This is a genomic window from Vibrio sp. NC2, assembly GCF_025195005.1.
In the GTDB taxonomy this organism is placed as follows: Bacteria; Pseudomonadota; Gammaproteobacteria; order Enterobacterales; family Vibrionaceae; genus Vibrio; species Vibrio splendidus.
In genome coordinates, this window is sequence record NZ_JANVFC010000005.1 from 234,851 (window position 1) to 251,726 (window position 16,876).

General features: G+C 44.4%; 13 protein-coding genes and 1 pseudogene. 10 read left to right on the top strand and 4 right to left on the bottom strand.

What is annotated here, in order from left to right:
• A complete protein-coding gene (locus NX845_RS09985; protein ID WP_102540290.1) occupies nucleotides 1-408 on the bottom strand; it encodes a thioesterase family protein in 408 nt (135 codons plus the stop codon).
• A 356-nt stretch (nucleotides 409-764) separates the two neighbouring features.
• Between NX845_RS09985 and NX845_RS09990 the strand changes: the two genes are divergently transcribed.
• From NX845_RS09990 to NX845_RS10000, 3 genes are all read left to right on the top strand, one after another.
• Nucleotides 765-1,760, top strand: coding sequence for a TRAP transporter substrate-binding protein (locus NX845_RS09990; protein WP_004736072.1), 996 nt, complete (start codon nucleotides 765-767; stop codon nucleotides 1,758-1,760).
• A gap of 65 nt (nucleotides 1,761-1,825) precedes the next feature.
• Nucleotides 1,826-2,581: a TRAP transporter small permease gene (locus NX845_RS09995; RefSeq protein WP_017076776.1), complete on the top strand. Its 756-nt coding sequence runs from the start codon at nucleotides 1,826-1,828 to the stop codon at nucleotides 2,579-2,581.
• A 2-nt stretch (nucleotides 2,582-2,583) separates the two neighbouring features.
• Nucleotides 2,584-3,945: a TRAP transporter large permease gene (locus NX845_RS10000; RefSeq protein ID WP_004736074.1), complete on the top strand. Its 1,362-nt coding sequence runs from the start codon at nucleotides 2,584-2,586 to the stop codon at nucleotides 3,943-3,945.
• Nucleotides 3,946-3,977: 32 nt separating this feature from the next.
• On the opposite strand, the gene NX845_RS10005 is transcribed toward NX845_RS10000, so the two are convergent.
• The 3 genes from NX845_RS10005 to NX845_RS10015 all read right to left on the bottom strand — a co-directional run bounded on the left by NX845_RS10005 (nucleotide 3,978) and on the right by NX845_RS10015 (nucleotide 7,514).
• Nucleotides 3,978-4,151, bottom strand: coding sequence for a hypothetical protein (locus NX845_RS10005; protein ID WP_004736075.1), 174 nt, complete (start codon nucleotides 4,149-4,151; stop codon nucleotides 3,978-3,980).
• A 78-nt stretch (nucleotides 4,152-4,229) separates the two neighbouring features.
• A complete protein-coding gene (locus NX845_RS10010; protein ID WP_260256796.1) occupies nucleotides 4,230-5,579 on the bottom strand; it encodes a sigma-54 dependent transcriptional regulator in 1,350 nt (449 codons plus the stop codon).
• Between the two features lie 93 nt (nucleotides 5,580-5,672).
• Nucleotides 5,673-7,514, bottom strand: a complete 1,842-nt coding sequence (locus NX845_RS10015) for an ATP-binding protein (RefSeq protein WP_260256797.1) — start codon at nucleotides 7,512-7,514, stop codon at nucleotides 5,673-5,675.
• A 162-nt stretch (nucleotides 7,515-7,676) separates the two neighbouring features.
• Here NX845_RS10015 and NX845_RS23420 point away from each other — a divergent pair.
• The 7 genes and pseudogenes from NX845_RS23420 to ppiD all read left to right on the top strand — a co-directional run.
• Nucleotides 7,677-7,859, top strand: a pseudogene (locus tag NX845_RS23420) (hypothetical protein); the annotation flags it as partial.
• Nucleotides 7,860-8,194: 335 nt separating this feature from the next.
• Entirely contained in the window at nucleotides 8,195-9,493 is a 1,299-nt protein-coding gene (gene tig, locus NX845_RS10020; protein ID WP_004736079.1) for a trigger factor, read from the top strand.
• Nucleotides 9,494-9,598: 105 nt separating this feature from the next.
• Nucleotides 9,599-10,225, top strand: a complete 627-nt coding sequence (gene clpP, locus NX845_RS10025; RefSeq protein WP_004736080.1) for an ATP-dependent Clp endopeptidase proteolytic subunit ClpP — start codon at nucleotides 9,599-9,601, stop codon at nucleotides 10,223-10,225.
• An 81-nt stretch (nucleotides 10,226-10,306) separates the two neighbouring features.
• Nucleotides 10,307-11,587 carry an ATP-dependent protease ATP-binding subunit ClpX gene (gene clpX / locus NX845_RS10030; protein WP_004736081.1) on the top strand — a complete coding sequence of 427 codons (1,281 nt, stop codon included), beginning with the start codon at nucleotides 10,307-10,309 and terminating at the stop codon, nucleotides 11,585-11,587.
• Between the two features lie 132 nt (nucleotides 11,588-11,719).
• Nucleotides 11,720-14,071: an endopeptidase La gene (gene lon, locus NX845_RS10035; RefSeq protein WP_017076773.1), complete on the top strand. Its 2,352-nt coding sequence runs from the start codon at nucleotides 11,720-11,722 to the stop codon at nucleotides 14,069-14,071.
• Nucleotides 14,072-14,241: 170 nt separating this feature from the next.
• Entirely contained in the window at nucleotides 14,242-14,535 is a 294-nt protein-coding gene (locus NX845_RS10040; protein ID WP_012604504.1) for an HU family DNA-binding protein, read from the top strand.
• 219 nt (nucleotides 14,536-14,754) lie between these two features.
• Entirely contained in the window at nucleotides 14,755-16,620 is a 1,866-nt protein-coding gene (gene ppiD / locus NX845_RS10045) for a peptidylprolyl isomerase (protein ID WP_004736085.1), read from the top strand.
• Nucleotides 16,621-16,876 lie beyond the last annotated feature (256 nt).

A 16,876-nucleotide genomic window follows, 5' to 3' on the forward strand; every position in this document is an offset into this window, starting at 1 on the left:
TTAGCTCGTTTCGCCAAGCATCGCTTTTAATACTTCGGCAGGTATGGGCTGCAGTTGTTTGTCTTTATCTAAACAGACCATTTCGATATCACCAATCACCGCGGGTTTGGTTGCATCTTTACGCCACACTTCTTGTCGCCATAGCGTTTTGTATTTGCCATCGAGTTCAAAAGAAGTTCGGATGTCACAGATCTCAGCGAACTCAACACCATCTTGAAAAGTCATGTTGGCTTTATAGACCGCAAAACCTAGTCCGTGCTCGTTCCACAATTCCGCCAATTTATCGCTACCCAAGACATGTTCGCGCGCACGCTCAAAGTATTTTAGAAAGTTAGGGTGATAAACCACACCTGAGTGATCGGTATCTTCATAGTAAATTTGTACTGGGTGATGGTAGATCTGACTCATTGGTATCAACTCTTGGTAAGTAGTGGGGCTGTAAATCTGACTAAGTTGTGCAGCACTCTACAGGATAGGTGGAAATTACTTCAAGGCATCATCGGCAATGTGGCTCTTGGTCAGACCTCATTCGGTCGTATCCATTAGTGATGCGTTGGTCAACTCCCACCCATTTACAAATATTCTATGTGTCATTTCCCACCCATTGATTTTTGCAGCGAGTTGGCGAGTGCAGCAGGCAGATATCATGAAGCCTTATGGTTAAAGGGTTGTTAATGATTTGTGTCAATGTGGCGCGCTAATTGCCTTAGTGAAAGCACGCAGTTCCCATTGAAGGGCTGTTTTGTTTACTAAGGAGAATAATAATGTTTAAGCCTCTTACCCTGCTGTCTGTCTCTGCTCTGGCGCTCACAAGTTTTAATGCTGCTGCAAACTGTGATCCAGGTGAAATCGTGATTAAATTCAGTCATGTAACCAATACCGATAAGCACCCGAAAGGCATTGCCGCTTCTTTACTGGAAGAGCGAGTAAACACGGAAATGAATGGCAAGGCTTGTATGCAAGTTTTCCCTAACTCAACACTTTACGATGATAATAAGGTACTGGAAGCCCTGTTAAATGGTGATGTTCAAATGGCGGCGCCATCGTTGTCAAAATTTGAGAAGTTCACTAAGAAATACCGCATTTTTGACCTTCCTTTCCTATTTGAAGACGTAGAAGCCGTTGACCGTTTCCAAAACTCAGAATCTGGCGAAAAACTGAAGAATGCGATGAAGCGTCGTGGCCTTCAAGGTCTAGCGTTTTGGCACAATGGCATGAAACAGATGTCGGCGAATAAGCCTCTTATCAACCCTGAGGACGCGGAAGGTTTGAAATTCCGTGTTCAAGCATCAGACGTATTGGTGGCTCAGTTTGAACAACTAGGCGCTAACCCACAGAAGATGTCTTTCAAAGAAGTTTATGGTGGCCTGCAAACTAAGGTTATCGATGGTCAAGAGAACACATGGTCAAACATCTACGGTAAGAAGTTCTTTGAAGTACAAGACGGCGTAACTGAAACCAATCACGGTATCTTGGATTACCTAGTGGTAACGTCAAACGACTTCTGGAAAGACCTACCTGAAGATGTACGTACACAGCTTGGCACTATCGTTCAAGAAGTCTCTGAAACACGTAATGCAGAATCTTCAAAAGTTAACCTAGCGAACAAAAATAACATCATCGAAGCCGGTGGTGAGGTTCGTACACTTACGCCTGAACAGCGTGAAGCATGGGTAGCTGCACTTCAACCAGTATGGAAGAAGTTTGAAAAAGACATCGGTTCAGACCTTATCGATGCAGCGTTAGCTTCAAACCAATAACACCGCTAAGGGAGTGGCGTGCATTTCGCCACTCCTTATTAAAATAACTATAAGCGGAGTCAATTATGGATAATCCTCAAATGGAACAACCAAATTCTAGCGAATCAGCACTGGAAACCTCTTTTTTTTCCAAAGTCGGAAGAGTTACAGATGTGATTGAAGAGTCATTAATCGCATTTTTCCTTGGCGCAATGACGCTACTTACTTTTGCCAATGTTGTATTCAGATACGCATTCAATGGCAATATCTTGTGGGCACTAGAACTGACTGTGTTCATGTTCGCTTGGATGGTGTTAGTGGGCGCATCTTATGGCGTTAAAAAACACTTCCACATTGGCGTTGATGTGATCATCAACCTTGCCCCAGAAAAGCTACGTAAAGTGTATGCGTTAATCGCCGTCACAAGCTGCCTAGCATTCTCAATCTTACTTCTTATCGGTTCTTGGAATTACTGGTACCCGTTCGCGACTGAGCGCGCTTGGTACGAGACCGATGATATTCCAATGCCCGAGATGCTTCAGTTTCTTGCTGACTGGCTGAATGAAGGCGAGCGATACGAGAAACTGCCACGTTTTATTCCTTATATGGCGCTGCCGATTGGTATGGCAATGCTGACGTTCCGATTCATCCAAATCGCTTATCAAGTGGCGACGGGCAAGCTTGACCGCATGATTGCAGGCCATGAAGCCGAAGAAGAGCTGGATGCATTGAAAGCTGATGTGTTAGCGGGTTCTGATGAAGACGCGACAGCGGTATTGGATTCGACTAAGCAAAACAAGGCGAACGAGTCGGGTACAAAATCTAACGGTAAGGAAGACTAATCATGGCAATGTTATTTCTATTTTTAATGGTAATTGCTTTCATGTTGGTCGGTGTACCAATTGCGATTTCCCTTGGTTTATCAAGCGTCATATTCTTGTTGATGCACTCTGATGCGTCACTAGCTTCGGTTGCACAAACGTTGTTCAACGCATTTGCAGGCCACTACACACTCTTAGCGATCCCTTTCTTTATCTTGGCCTCTAGCTTCATGTCAACCGGTGGTGTGGCGAAACGTATTATCCGTTTTGCTATCGCAATGGTCGGCTGGTTCCGCGGCGGTTTAGCGATGGCGTCGGTTGTGGCATGTATGATGTTCGCAGCGTTATCTGGTTCGTCTCCAGCAACGGTAGTAGCAATCGGTAGCATTGTTATCGCTGGTATGATCAAAAACGGCTACACAAAAGAGTTCGCGGCAGGGGTTATCTGTAATGCGGGTACTTTGGGTATCTTGATTCCACCGTCAATTGTTATGGTTGTTTACGCTGCGGCGACGGATGTATCTGTAGGTCGTATGTTCCTCGGTGGCGTTATTCCTGGTCTGTTGGCGGGTGTGATGTTGATGATTGCCATCTACATTGCAGCACGTATTAAGAAGATTCCTGCACAGCCGTTTGTGGGCTGGGGTGAGATGTTCGCAGCAGCAAAAGACGCAAGTTGGGGTCTGCTACTGATTGTCATCATTTTGGGTGGTATCTACGGCGGTATCTTTACACCGACGGAAGCGGCGGCTGTTGCAGCGGTATACGCGTTCTTTATTGCCAACTTTATCTATAAAGATATGGGGCCTTTCGCTGACAAGAAGAATACAAAGCCTGCTTTGGTTAAGGTGTTCCAAACCTTCTTCCATAAAGATACCAAAGACACGCTCTATGATGCGGGTAAGCTGACGATCATGCTGCTGTTTATCATTGCCAATGCTCTGATTCTTAAGCATGTACTGACAGAGGAACGCATTCCTCAGATGATCACTGAGTCTATGCTTTCTGCAGGCTTAGGTCCGATCACCTTCTTGATTGTGGTGAACGTTCTACTCTTGATTGGTGGGCAGTTCATGGAGCCATCAGGCTTGCTGATCATCGTTGCGCCATTGGTATTCCCAATTGCAATTGCACTGGGCATCGACCCAATTCACCTAGGTATCATGATGGTGGTGAACATGGAGATAGGGATGATAACGCCGCCTGTTGGGCTCAATTTGTTTGTGACCGCCGGGGTCGCGAAGATGTCGATGATGAACGTGGTAAAAGCAGCGTTGCCGTGGGTTGGCGTGATGTTCTTGTTCTTGATTATCGTAACTTACGTACCTTGGGTATCAACATGGTTACCGACCACGTTGATGGGGCCAGAGATCATCACTAAGTAGATAGTGAAGTAACAACGAAGTGATGAGGAGGGTTAAACCTCCTCATCGATAATCTTGCCATATCTAGAGCCTGAATCAATCTGCTCATACAGCGCTCTTTTTGCCTCTAATTCTGGCGTGTATAGATCGACATGATTGTCAGTATAAAAAATACCATCTATCTCGAAAGTATCGGTGATCGAGGGAACTCTTGTTTTCTCACCCATAGTTATTTCCTTATTACTTTGATTGCATAACATCCTGTTATCAAAATAAGTATAGGTGATCTTGCTCCCAAATCTAATTTAGTTTTCGTTTTGTCTGTATGACTCTTTCACTAGCTGGTGTTTTTGCATCTTATCGTAGAGTGTTTTTCGGGGAAGTTGTAGTCTATCCATCGTCTCTTTGATGCTGCCATTACACTCAATAAGCGCTTGCTTTAACATGTTTTTCTCAAAATCACAAACCAGTTCTGCTAACGACAAATGTTGGGTCGACTCCGAAGTGCTGTCTGATAAGTGAGATAGTTTACCTAAAAGTACGAAACGCTCCGCAGTGTTACGCAATTCTCGTACATTTCCCGGCCAATCGTGGGCTAAAAGCTCGTGCAGTTCTTTCTGTGGAATTGCCGGGGCTGTTTTGCCATAACGTGCCGCAGCGACCAGTAAGAAGTGGTGGAAGAGTGCTGGGATATCCTCTTGGCGGCTTCTCAACGGCGGTAAATCTAGGGTGACAACATTCAATCGGTAGTAAAGGTCTTGTCTGAAAGTCCCTTCTTCAGCTGCCTTTTTCAAGTCAACTTTGGTTGCGGCGATTACTCGAATATCAAGTGGGACCAATCCGTTTGAGCCAACTCTTTCGATGACGCGTTCTTGCAAGACACGTAACAGGCGAATTTGTGCCTGCATCGGCATGGATTCGATCTCATCTAAGAATAGGGTTCCGCCTTGAGCAAACTCGAACTTGCCAATGCGTTTACTCTCAGCACCTGTGAATGCGCCTTTTTCATGGCCATACAACTCACTTTCAATCAGATTTTCTGGAACCGCCCCGCAATTGACGGCAACAAAGTTTTGTTCTCGTCGACTGCTTTGCTCATGTAGGGATCGTGCGACTAATTCTTTGCCCGTGCCTGTCTCACCAAACAACAAAATATCGGCGTTAGTGTCGGCAACGTGGGTGATGATAGAACGTAGCTCGGTCATTGATTGCGTGTCACCAATGATTCTTGGTCCAAGCGCTTTACTGGCCTTGAGAGAGCGCTTTAATTCAAGATTCTCAAGGGTAAGTTGGCGTTTTTCTATCGCTCGCTTAGTGGTTTCGATTAGGCGTTCATTGGCGAACGGCTTTTCAATGAAGTCATAGGCGCCGTCTTGGATTGCTTGCACGGCCATGGAGATATCGCCGTGGCCAGTGATCATGATTACGGGGACTTCTTTATCTTTGTGCATTACGGTGTTGAGCAAGTCATGCCCGGAAATACCCGGTAAACAGATATCAGTGACGATCACGTGGGGTAAGCCGTTCTCTTGAATTGCGAGCAGAGCAGATTCGGCATCGGGAAAGAACTCCGCTTCAATATCGGCGAGCTCAAAGCTCTGTTCAATCGCCATTCTTAGATCGGATTCATCATCAATGAAATAGACGTGACACATAGTGATTCCTTTACTTCTTTGTATTCTGATTATCGCTGAGTTTTTTGCTTGTTGGTTGGCTCGCTTGTTCAATAGCTAGCTAACGGTTTAATCTCAGTCTGTTGTTTTTGGTTTGGGTGTTGGTTTTTTTTCTTTTTGTTCTTGTTCAACAAGGGGCAACTCTATGCTGAATCGAGCGCCACCTAGAGGGCTGTGACCGGTAACTAGCTTGCCGTTGATTCCGCGGATTATTTGTTGAGAAATCGATAACCCAAGTCCAAGTCCGTTTTTCTTGGTGGTATGGAAAGGTTCAAAAAAATCTCCGCTCGAAGAGGAAGTGAAGCCGGGGCCATTATCATCGATATGAATCAGCAAGGTGCTGGCTTGTTGATGGTCGGATTCCCTAATCTCTAACAGAATAGCTAATTGCTTGTCGTCTTGTTGTTCCATCGCCTGAATCGCGTTGGTCAGCAAATTAATGATCACTTGTTCCAATTGAATGGCGTTGGCGAGCACGCAAGCATCAAAGATTTCAGGGAGTTCGTTGACCTTAACTCGTTCACTCTTGAGTTGTGGTTTCATCAGCTCTCTTGACGAGTGCAATACGGGAAGTATCTGCAACGTGTGTAGCTCTTCCGCGGTGGATTTCTTGGCGAAGGAGCGAAGCTGGTGGCTGATTTTCGCCATGCGATCAGTGAGCGCCGAGATTCGCGAGAGGTTGTCATCGACACGATCGATCTTTTCTTTGGCAAGAAACAGTCGGCCGTTGTCGGCATAACTGCGAATCGCAGCGAGAGGGTTATTCAACTCATGGCTGATGCTTGCTGACATTTGCCCTAGCACCGCCAGTTTGGCGGCTTGGATGAGTTCGTCTTGTGTCTGTCTCAGTACATGTTCGGTTTCGATACGATGTTTAATCTCGACGTGCAGCTCTGATGTGCGCTCAAGTACTTGAAATTCTAGCTTTTGCTTGGCTTCAGATTGCAGCCTATCAATTTGGGCACGCCTTTGTTGTCGATGGTGATTGAGCTGCATCGTTAGATAAAAAATCGCAAAGATAAGGCTCAAAACCACTAGGTAAGCCACCAGATCCCACCAAACTAAGTGGGTCGGAGAAAATACCCGTATGGTGAGTTTCGGTTCGGCTAAGAAGCGTGAAGAGCTAAAGAATTGCTCTTGGACGAGCTTGTGCGGAGACTCAATATTGCTAGTAGCACTCTCGAAATCACCAGAGAAGTGAAGGCTTTCGATTTTGGTATCGAGATACTGCCTGCTTTTTTGAATTCGAGCTTGCTGTGCTTGGCTCAGCGGCTGAAGGCTTTTGAACAGCCATTCAGGATTACTCGACATGAATACGATTTGGTCTTTATCGTCAGCAACAAAAAAACTCTGTTTGCCTTTCCAACTTGCTTCAATCAGCGATAAATCCATCTTTACGACAATGACGCCAATAATCTCAGCGGCATAGGAGACCGGATAAGAATAATAATAGCCTCGCTTCCCAGACGTTGAACCTAGCGCAAAATATTGATTTTCATTACCTTGAATGGCTTCTTGATAGTAGGGACGGAAAGCAAAGTTTCGACGAATAAAAGAATGCGGTTGATTCCAGTTACTGGCTGCGATAGTGGTGCCAATGCTGTCTAATAAATAAGTGTCGGACGCTTGAATCACCGAATTTACGTGCTCTAGATAGCGATTGGTGAGTTCGATTTGCGCAGAGTTACTTGGAGAGTGAAGGGCATCGACCAGCTCTTTGTCTTTTGAAAGCAGCTCGGGAATGTGCGCGAACTTATCCAGTTGGCTTGAAATATGAACCGAAAAGCGGTCTAGCTTAGATTGATGATCATTTAACAAACTTTCATGACTTGTACTCCATACCCAATGACCGCCAAAGACCATCAGTAGACTGTATATGGCCATTAATAGTATTGGGATTCTAAAAGCTTGAAACATGAAGGCTCTCCGCTAATTTCTTTGGTAATCAATCAAGCCCGTCTTCTCTCATTTATGGTAGCAAATAGCGGTAGTTTTTGCTGAAAGGAGAAAGTCGACAGGTGGGGTAGGTTAAGGGTTTGTAACGGGGATTGTTGAAAAAGTTATCGACTCTGAGGGGTAAAACAAGAGCAAGATCTCTTTTTAAGGTTTTTAGCAAAAAAAGCCCTCGATTCCCTTGAAAAAGTCGCTATTGTCCCCATTTCTGTTGTGCTAAGTGATGATTTGATCGTTTTTGTATCATTTAGTTGGACGAATTTAGAGCATTCATCATCATGCAGAGGTGAACGGCTCGACAGAGATTAAACAGATCGCTAGAATGTCGCATCTAAAATTTCTGTCCTGAGGCTAATCGGAGATACCTTTCTTGTTTCCGAAAACAAGCTTCACTGCTTTTTATAGGTTCGTGAAAACGTTTTATAACTGCGTGAGAACGTTCAATAAGCATGTGAAGAACGAAGATATCGCTGATTAGTCTGGTGTTTGGTTGAATAATCAATTCAGACATCAATGCTCGATTTTAAATTAGGTGTTCGGATAGAGCACTACACAAGAATGCAGCCAACAACGTCGGCTTTTGAATTAAAGCTAAGTTACGGCTCATATGCTCAGATTACTGAGCCAGTTTTGAGGTTTATATAATGCAAGTTACTGTTGAAACGCTAGAAGGCCTAGAGCGCCGTCTTAATATTACTGTTCCTGCTGCAAACATCGAAGATGCAGTTACAGCTGAACTACGCAACATCGCGAAAAACCGTCGTTTCGATGGTTTCCGTAAAGGCAAAGTGCCTATGAAGATGGTTGCTAAAATGTACGGCAAAGCAGTACGTCAAGACGTGATGGGCGAAGTAATGCAACGTCACTTCATCGAAGCGATCGTTAAAGAGAAAATCAACCCAGCTGGCGCACCTACTTTCGCACCAGTTGAAAACAACGAAGGCGCTGACCTAGTATTCAACGCAACTTTTGAAGTTTACCCAGAAGTTGAGCTGAAAGGTCTAGAAAACATCACTGTTGAGAAACCAGCAGTAGAAGTTAAAGAAGCTGACGTTGAAGAGATGATCGAAACTCTACGTAAGCAACAAGCAACTTGGACTGAAGTTGAAGCTGCTGCTGACGCTGGTTCTCGTGCAACTATCGACTTCGTTGGTTCTATCGACGGTGAAGAGTTCGAAGGCGGTAAAGCTGAGAACTTCCCACTAGAGATGGGTGCTGGTCGCATGATCCCTGGTTTTGAAGACGGTATCGTTGGTAAAACAGCAGGTATGGAATTCGAAATCGAAGTAAACTTCCCAGAAGATTACCACGCTGAAAACCTAAAAGGTAAAGCTGCTAAGTTCTCTATCAAGCTGAACAAAGTTGAAGCTCGTGAGCTTCCAGAACTAAACGAAGAATTCGTTTCTAAGTTCGGCGCAGCTGAAGGCGTTGAAGGCCTTAAAGCTGAAGTTCGTAAGAACATGGAGCGTGAGCTTAAGCAAGCTGTTAAGAACCGCATCAAAGAGCAAGCAATCGACGGTCTAGTTAACGAAAACAACATCGACGTACCTTCTGCTCTAATCGATCAAGAGATCGGTGTTCTACGTCAACAAGCTGCTCAACGTTTTGGTGGCAACACTGAAGCTGCTGACCAACTTCCACGTGAGCTGTTCGAAGAGCAAGCTAAACGTCGCGTAGTTGTAGGTCTTCTTCTTGGTGAAGTAATCAAGACTGAAGAGCTAAAAGCTGACGACGAGAAAGTTAAAGCTATCATCGAAGAGATGGCTACAGCATACGAAGATCCAACAGAAGTTATTGCTTACTACGAGCAAAACGAGCAAATGATGAACAACATGCGCAATGTTGCTCTAGAAGAGCAAGCTATTGATGCAATCATCGCTAAAGCTCAAGTTTCTGATAAAGAAGTTAGCTTCAACGAGCTAATGAATCAGCAACCTGCTTAATATAGTAATATCTGACGTAGAAGGTTGACGTACGGTCAACAATTCTGCTAACAATGGTCCGTATGATTTAATCATTCGGGCCATTTATTTTAGGGACATAAGAATATGAGCTACCAAGAAAAAAATACAATGCCATCGATTATGGACGCACTAGTTCCTATGGTGGTTGAACAGACTTCCCGTGGTGAACGTTCTTACGATATTTATTCTCGTCTATTAAAAGAACGTATCATTTTCTTAACAGGTCAAGTGGAAGACCACATGGCAAATCTTGTCGTGGCTCAACTGCTTTTCTTGGAATCAGAAAACCCAGACAAAGATATCTATCTTTACATCAACTCACCTGGCGGTAGCGTAACAGCGGGCATGTCTATCTACGACACAATGCAGTTCATCAAGCCAAACGTGAGCACAGTATGTATGGGTCAAGCTTGCTCTATGGGTGCATTCTTACTAGCGGGTGGTACTCCTGGTAAGCGTCACGTGCTTCCAAACTCACGTGTAATGATTCACCAGCCACTTGGCGGCTTCCAAGGCCAAGCGTCTGATATTCAAATTCACGCGCAAGAGATCCTAACGATCAAACAAAAGCTAAACAAACTATTGGCAGAGCACACTGGTCAGCCTTTAGAAGTTGTTGAGCGTGATACAGATCGTGATAATTTTATGTCTGCTGATCAAGCAGTAGAATACGGCTTGGTAGATTCAGTTCTTAATCACCGCGGTCAATAATTGCACGGCAATTGTTTAACGCAAAGTGATTCAAATTGATATACACTCAAGCATAGAGAGTAAAGGCTAAGAGGTTAGCGAATGACAGACAAAAGCAAAGAGGGTGGTAGCGGTAAACTGCTTTACTGCTCTTTCTGTGGCAAAAGCCAACACGAAGTTCGCAAGTTAATCGCAGGTCCTTCTGTTTACATTTGTGATGAATGTGTCGATCTTTGTAACGACATTATTCGTGAAGAAATTAAAGATGTTCTTCCTAAGAAAGAATCGGAATCGCTGCCAACACCGCGTGAGATTCGTGAGCATCTTGACGACTATGTAATCGGTCAAGAATACGCGAAGAAAGTGCTAGCAGTTGCGGTATACAACCACTACAAGCGTTTGCGTAATGGTGACACGACAGCTGAAGGCGTAGAGCTAGGTAAGAGTAACATTCTTCTTATCGGTCCTACTGGTAGTGGTAAAACGCTACTGGCTGAAACACTGGCTCGTTTCCTAGACGTTCCATTCACAATGGCAGATGCAACAACACTAACCGAAGCCGGTTATGTGGGCGAAGATGTTGAAAACATCATCCAGAAGTTGCTTCAGAAGTGTGATTATGACGTTGCGAAAGCAGAACGCGGCATTGTTTACATCGATGAAATCGACAAGATTTCTCGTAAAGCTGAAAACCCATCAATCACGCGTGACGTGTCTGGTGAAGGTGTTCAGCAAGCTCTACTTAAACTTGTTGAAGGTACAGTTGCTTCAGTTCCACCTCAAGGTGGTCGTAAGCATCCACAGCAAGAGTTCTTGCAAGTGGACACGTCTAAGATCCTATTTATTTGTGGCGGAGCATTCTCTGGCCTAGATAAAGTGATCGAGCAACGTGTAGAAAAAGGTTCGAGCATTGGTTTTGGCGCAGAAGTGCGTTCAAAAGATGAAGCAAAAACTGTGGGTGAACTGTTCACTCAAGTTGAACCTGAAGATCTCGTGAAGTACGGTCTAATTCCGGAATTCATTGGTCGTCTACCCGTGACAACGACATTGACAGAACTTGACGAAGAAGCTCTAGTTCAAATTCTTTGTGAACCGAAGAATGCGCTTACTAAGCAGTACGCAGCATTATTTGAAATCGAAGAGACTGAATTAGAATTCCGCGACGATGCTCTACGTGCAATTGCGAAGAAAGCAATGGAACGTAAAACGGGTGCTCGTGGTCTGCGTTCTATCTTGGAGGGTGTTCTACTAGAAACTATGTACGAACTGCCATCTTCGACAGACGTAAGCAAGGTTGTGATTGATGAGTCGGTAATTAATGGTGAGTCAGAACCACTGTTGATTTACAGCAACTCAGATAACCAAGCAGCGGTCGCAGAGTAGGTCTTTTTTAGACAAGTCACTCAAATTGAAAAAGGAGGTAAGCAATTACCTCCTTTTTTTTATTCTTCCATTGAATCCAGTCGTTTAAGCCCCATATACTGCTTTATAAGTTAAAGCGGAAGAGAGAAATATATGAACTTGGAACGTTCCGAGCGTATCGAAATCCCCGTGCTACCTCTACGTGATGTAGTGGTTTACCCACACATGGTTATTCCATTGTTTGTCGGTCGTGAAAAATCGATTACTTGCCTTGAATCGGCAATGGAAGCTAACAAACAAGTACTACTTGTAGCGCAGAAAGAAGCGGACACTGATGAGCCTTCAATCGACGACCTATTTAACGTAGGTACAGTCGCTACTATTCTTCAGTTGCTAAAGCTGCCTGATGGTACTGTGAAAGTACTTGTCGAAGGTCAGCAGCGTGCAAAAATTCACCAGTTCAAAGAGAGTGAGTTTTTCTTAGCGGATGCCGAATACGTTGTAACCTCAGAACTTGACGAAAAAGAACAAGAAGTGGTTGTTCGCAGCGCGATCAATCAATTCGAAGGCTTTATTAAGCTAAACAAGAAAATCCCACCAGAAGTTCTAACGTCTCTGAACGGTATTGATGAGGCTGCACGCCTAGCCGATACGATTGCAGCGCACATGCCACTTAAATTGGTTGATAAGCAGCACGTTCTAGAAATTGCAGATGTGACTGAACGTCTGGAATTCTTAATGGGCCAAATGGAGTCAGAAATTGACATCCTGCAAGTTGAAAAACGCATTCGTGGCCGCGTTAAGAAGCAGATGGAGAAATCTCAGCGCGAGTACTACCTGAATGAGCAAATGAAAGCGATTCAGAAAGAACTGGGTGAGATGGATGACGCACCTGATGAATTCGAGACTCTGAAGAAGAAGATCGAAGATTCAAAAATGCCTCAAGAAGCTCGTGAAAAAACCGAGCAAGAACTGCAAAAACTGAAAATGATGTCGCCAATGTCTGCTGAAGCAACAGTAGTACGTAGCTACATTGATTGGATGGTTGGTGTTCCTTGGGCTAAGCGTTCAAAAGTTAAAAAGAATTTAGCGAAAGCGGAAGAGGTCTTGAATGAAGACCACTACGGCTTAGAGCGTGTTAAAGAACGTATCCTTGAATACTTGGCAGTACAAAATCGAATTAACAAGCTAAAAGGTCCAATCCTTTGTCTTGTTGGTCCTCCTGGTGTCGGTAAAACCTCGCTAGGCCGTTCGATTGCAGCGGCAACGGGCCGTAAGTACACTCGTATGGCTCTTGGTGGCGTACGTGACGAAGCGGAAATCCGCGGTCACCGTCGTACGTACATCGGTTCACTTCCGGGTAAACTGATCCAGAAGATGTCTAAAGTTGGTGTTAAGAACCCACTGTTCCTATTAGATGAAATCGATAAGATGTCTTCTGATATGCGTGGCGACCCATCTTCAGCGCTTCTAGAAGTGTTAGATCCAGAGCAAAACGTTGCATTCAACGATCACTACCTAGAAGTAGATTACGATCTGTCAGACGTCATGTTTGTTGCAACGTCTAACTCAATGGACATTCCTGGCCCGTTACTGGACCGTATGGAAGTGATTCGTCTGTCGGGTTACACAGAAGATGAAAAGCTGAACATCGCTAAAAGTCACTTACTGGACAAACAAGTCCAACGTAACGGTCTTAAGCCTCACGAGATTAATATCGAAGATTCAGCTATCGTTGGCATTATTCGTTATTACACGCGTGAAGCGGGTGTGCGTAACCTAGAACGTGAAATCTCTAAGATCTGTCGTAAAGCAGTTAAGAATATCTTGCTAGACAGCAGCCTTAAGTCTGTAACGGTTAACATTGATAACCTGAAAGAGTACTTAGGCGTTCAGCGTCATGACTTTGGTAAAGCGGATGAGAGTAACCGTATCGGTCAAGTGACTGGTTTAGCGTGGACTCAAGTGGGTGGTGACCTACTGACTATCGAAACTGAATCAATGCCAGGTAAAGGTAAGCTAACGCAAACCGGTTCTCTTGGCGATGTGATGAAAGAGTCGATTCAAGCAGCCATGACTGTGGTTCGTTCTCGTGCGGAAAATCTGGGTATTAACACAGATTTCTACGAGAAACGTGATATTCACGTTCACGTACCGGAAGGTGCAACACCAAAAGATGGCCCAAGTGCGGGTATCGCAATGTGTACTGCATTGGTATCTAGCTTAACGGGTAATCCTGTGAAAGCTGAGGTCGGTATGACAGGTGAAATTACCCTTCGTGGTGAAGTTTTACCTATCGGTGGCTTGAAAGAAAAACTGCTTGCAGCACACCGTGGCGGCATCAAAACTGTCTTGATTCCTAAAGACAATGAGCGTGATTTGGAAGAGATTCCAGACAATGTAATCGCTGACTTAAAGGTGATTCCGGTCCAATGGATTGATGAAGTACTTAAAGTCGCGCTAGAACGAGATCCGTCAGGGGTCGAGTTTGACGTGAAAAAATAGTGATGCATAGCAAAAATAAGTAAAGAATTACGCTGATAGACCCGAAAAGGCTTGTCAGCGTTTTTTTTGGACGCTAAGTTATTTGACTAAAGCGGCAGCCCTTTTGCAATAAGGCTTGCGGCTAAATTAAAACCAAAATGGAACGTACAGTCATCGAGAAGTAGTCACAGATGACACATAGGGGAAAAACAGTGAATAAAACACAACTAGTAGAATCAATCGCAGAAAACGCAGACATCTCTAAAGCTTCAGCTGGTCGCGCTCTAGACGCTTTCATCGAAGCAGTTGGCACAACGCTACAATCAGGTGACCAAGTTGCACTTGTTGGCTTTGGTACTTTCAGTGTTCGTACTCGTGCTGCTCGTACAGGTCGTAACCCAAAAACTGGTGAAGAGATCCAAATCGCAGAAGCTAAAGTACCTGGCTTCAAAGCAGGTAAAGCACTTAAAGACGCATGTAACTAATTTTCACTGCTGAAACCTCGCTTTTAGAGAGGGGAAGGCAGTAAAATGCGTTTACTGTTTGAAAAATGATGTTTCATTCTTAGACAGTATGTGTGCAAAGCACATTGAACTTATTTAAATTATGCGCATCCTACTGATGCGCATTTCTTTTTCTGATAATATCGCGTGAATAGATTTTATTTTGAAGCCAATGCTTCATATCCGGAGAGCACTTAAATTATGATGGATCGATTACGCGAAGGCGTGAATAGCATCGCGGTAAAAATTATCCTTGGGTTGATTATCCTGTCATTCGTATTCGCAGGTGTAGGCAGCTACATCACCGGTGGCGGTAACAACGCAGCAGCTAAAGTTGGCAACACAGAAATTGCTCGTGGTGAGTTCGAACAAGCTTACCAAAACGAACGTAATCGTATGCAGTCTCAACTTGGCGATTACTTCGCTCAAATGCTTGCAGACCCTGCATACGTAGAGTCTTTCCGTAAATCAGTACTTGATCGCATGATCAACGATGTTCTACTTGAGCAGCAAGCTGAGTCACTAGGCCTACGAATCAGTGATTCTCAAATCCGTACAATGATTCTAGAAATGCCTCAGTTCCAAACTGCTGGTCAATTTGATCAAGAAGTTTACCAATCAGCACTGCGTCGTGCAGGTTTCAGCGCAGAAAGCTTCGCTGAATACATGCGTCGTGACCTAATGCGTAACCAGCTTGTGACTGCGCTTCAAGGCAGTGAATTTGTTCTTCAAGGCGAAATCGATACGCAAAGCAAACTTATTGCTCAAACTCGTGACATTCGTACAGTGACCTTGTCTGTTGCTGATCTAGCGAAAGGCATCGAACTAACTGACGAGCAAATCGAACAGTACTATTCTGAGAACCCTCAAGCTTACACTCGTCCAGAGCAAGCCAAGGTGTCTTACATCGAGCTTTCAGCTGAAGCACTTAAGTCTCAGCTTGAAGTAAGCGATGAAGAAGCACAGAAATACTACCAAGAGCACCTAGACAAGTACTCAACTGAAGAGCAACGTAAAGTTAGCCACATCCTAGTTCAAGGCGACGACGAAGCGAAAGCTCAGTCAATCCTAGACGAGCTAAATGCAGGCGCTGATTTTGCTACGCTAGCGGAAGAGAAATCTGACGACTTCGGTAGTGCAGATGTTGGCGGCGACTTAGGTTGGATTGAACGCGATGTTATGGACCCAGCATTCGAAGACGCGGCTTTCGCTCTTGAGAATATTGGCGATACTACTGGCCTAGTTAAATCTGATTTTGGCTACCACATCATCAAGCTAGACGAAGTAAAAGCGTCTCAAGCTCAGCCTTATACAGAAGTAGCGGCTGAGATTAAGCAAGAACTACTAGACCAGCATGCTGTAGACCAGTTCTACGAACAGCAAACTGAGCTAGAGAAAGTAGCGTTTGAATTCCCAGATTCTTTGGATGACTCTGCTGAAGCTATCAATGCGAAGATCACGACAACAGATTTCATCTCTCAAGTTGACGCTCCGGAAGTTCTGATGACGCCTGCAGTTATGCAAGCTATCTTGAGCCCTGAAGTGAAAGAAGATGGTCTGAACTCTGAAGTTATCGAAGTTGCACCTGAGCACGTGATTGTTGTTCGTGTAGAAGAGACTCGCGACGAGACAGTTCTTCCTCTAGCTGAAGTGAAAGATCAAGTTGTCGCTGCATTGTCTGCTGTACAAGCTGAGCAACAAGCAGTTGAGCTAGGTGTTTCTCTAGTGAACGAGCTTAAGCAAGGTAACGAAGCAGTACTTGCAGATAACAACCTTGAGTTCACTGAACTTGAAACGATTGACCGTAACTCGCCACTAGCGGCGTCTGTATTCGCTCTAGCGAAACCAGAAGCAGGTCAAGCTGTGTTCGGTCAATCTAAAGACCAAGACGGTAATATCGTTGTTGTTGAGCTTTCTAAAGTAACGGCTGAAATCAACCCAGCTTACAGCACTCAAATTGGTGCACAGTTGGAACGAGTTGGTAATCAGCAAGACCTTACTAATGTACTAAACGTACTGCGTAAAAATGCAGACGTTGAATACTACGTAGTGGGTCAAGGTCAGTAAGCTCAGGTTAGCTTGAGTTAGATTAGCTCGGTAGTTAAGCCTGTTTGGTGGCTGACTACCGAGAATCAACATGCGATGGTTGTTGTTTTGCAAATTAGGTTTATTCGATAAATAAGAATTGCGAGCCAACAAACAAGCTGATGAAAACAAGATGTATAACGAAGCGGGTCACTTAGGTGACCCGCTTTATTTTTGTCTGGTGATTGTGTTATCTAGCGCGGTAAATGCATAAGTTACGTTTTTTGTTCAAAGGAAC

Bases quoted from the DNA above. Each gene is read 5' to 3' on its own strand.
- NX845_RS09985 (WP_102540290.1), bottom strand. From the start codon at position 408: ATGAGTCAGATCTACCATCACCCAGTACAAATTTACTATGAAGATACC.
- NX845_RS09990 (WP_004736072.1), top strand. From the start codon at position 765: ATGTTTAAGCCTCTTACCCTGCTGTCTGTCTCTGCTCTGGCGCTCACA.
- NX845_RS09995 (WP_017076776.1), top strand. From the start codon at position 1,826: ATGGATAATCCTCAAATGGAACAACCAAATTCTAGCGAATCAGCACTG.
- NX845_RS10000 (WP_004736074.1), top strand. From the start codon at position 2,584: ATGGCAATGTTATTTCTATTTTTAATGGTAATTGCTTTCATGTTGGTC.
- NX845_RS10005 (WP_004736075.1), bottom strand. From the start codon at position 4,151: ATGGGTGAGAAAACAAGAGTTCCCTCGATCACCGATACTTTCGAGATA.
- NX845_RS10010 (WP_260256796.1), bottom strand. From the start codon at position 5,579: ATGTGTCACGTCTATTTCATTGATGATGAATCCGATCTAAGAATGGCG.
- NX845_RS10015 (WP_260256797.1), bottom strand. From the start codon at position 7,514: ATGTTTCAAGCTTTTAGAATCCCAATACTATTAATGGCCATATACAGT.
- tig (WP_004736079.1), top strand. From the start codon at position 8,195: ATGCAAGTTACTGTTGAAACGCTAGAAGGCCTAGAGCGCCGTCTTAAT.
- clpP (WP_004736080.1), top strand. From the start codon at position 9,599: ATGAGCTACCAAGAAAAAAATACAATGCCATCGATTATGGACGCACTA.
- clpX (WP_004736081.1), top strand. From the start codon at position 10,307: ATGACAGACAAAAGCAAAGAGGGTGGTAGCGGTAAACTGCTTTACTGC.
- lon (WP_017076773.1), top strand. From the start codon at position 11,720: ATGAACTTGGAACGTTCCGAGCGTATCGAAATCCCCGTGCTACCTCTA.
- NX845_RS10040 (WP_012604504.1), top strand. From the start codon at position 14,242: ATGACACATAGGGGAAAAACAGTGAATAAAACACAACTAGTAGAATCA.
- ppiD (WP_004736085.1), top strand. From the start codon at position 14,755: ATGATGGATCGATTACGCGAAGGCGTGAATAGCATCGCGGTAAAAATT.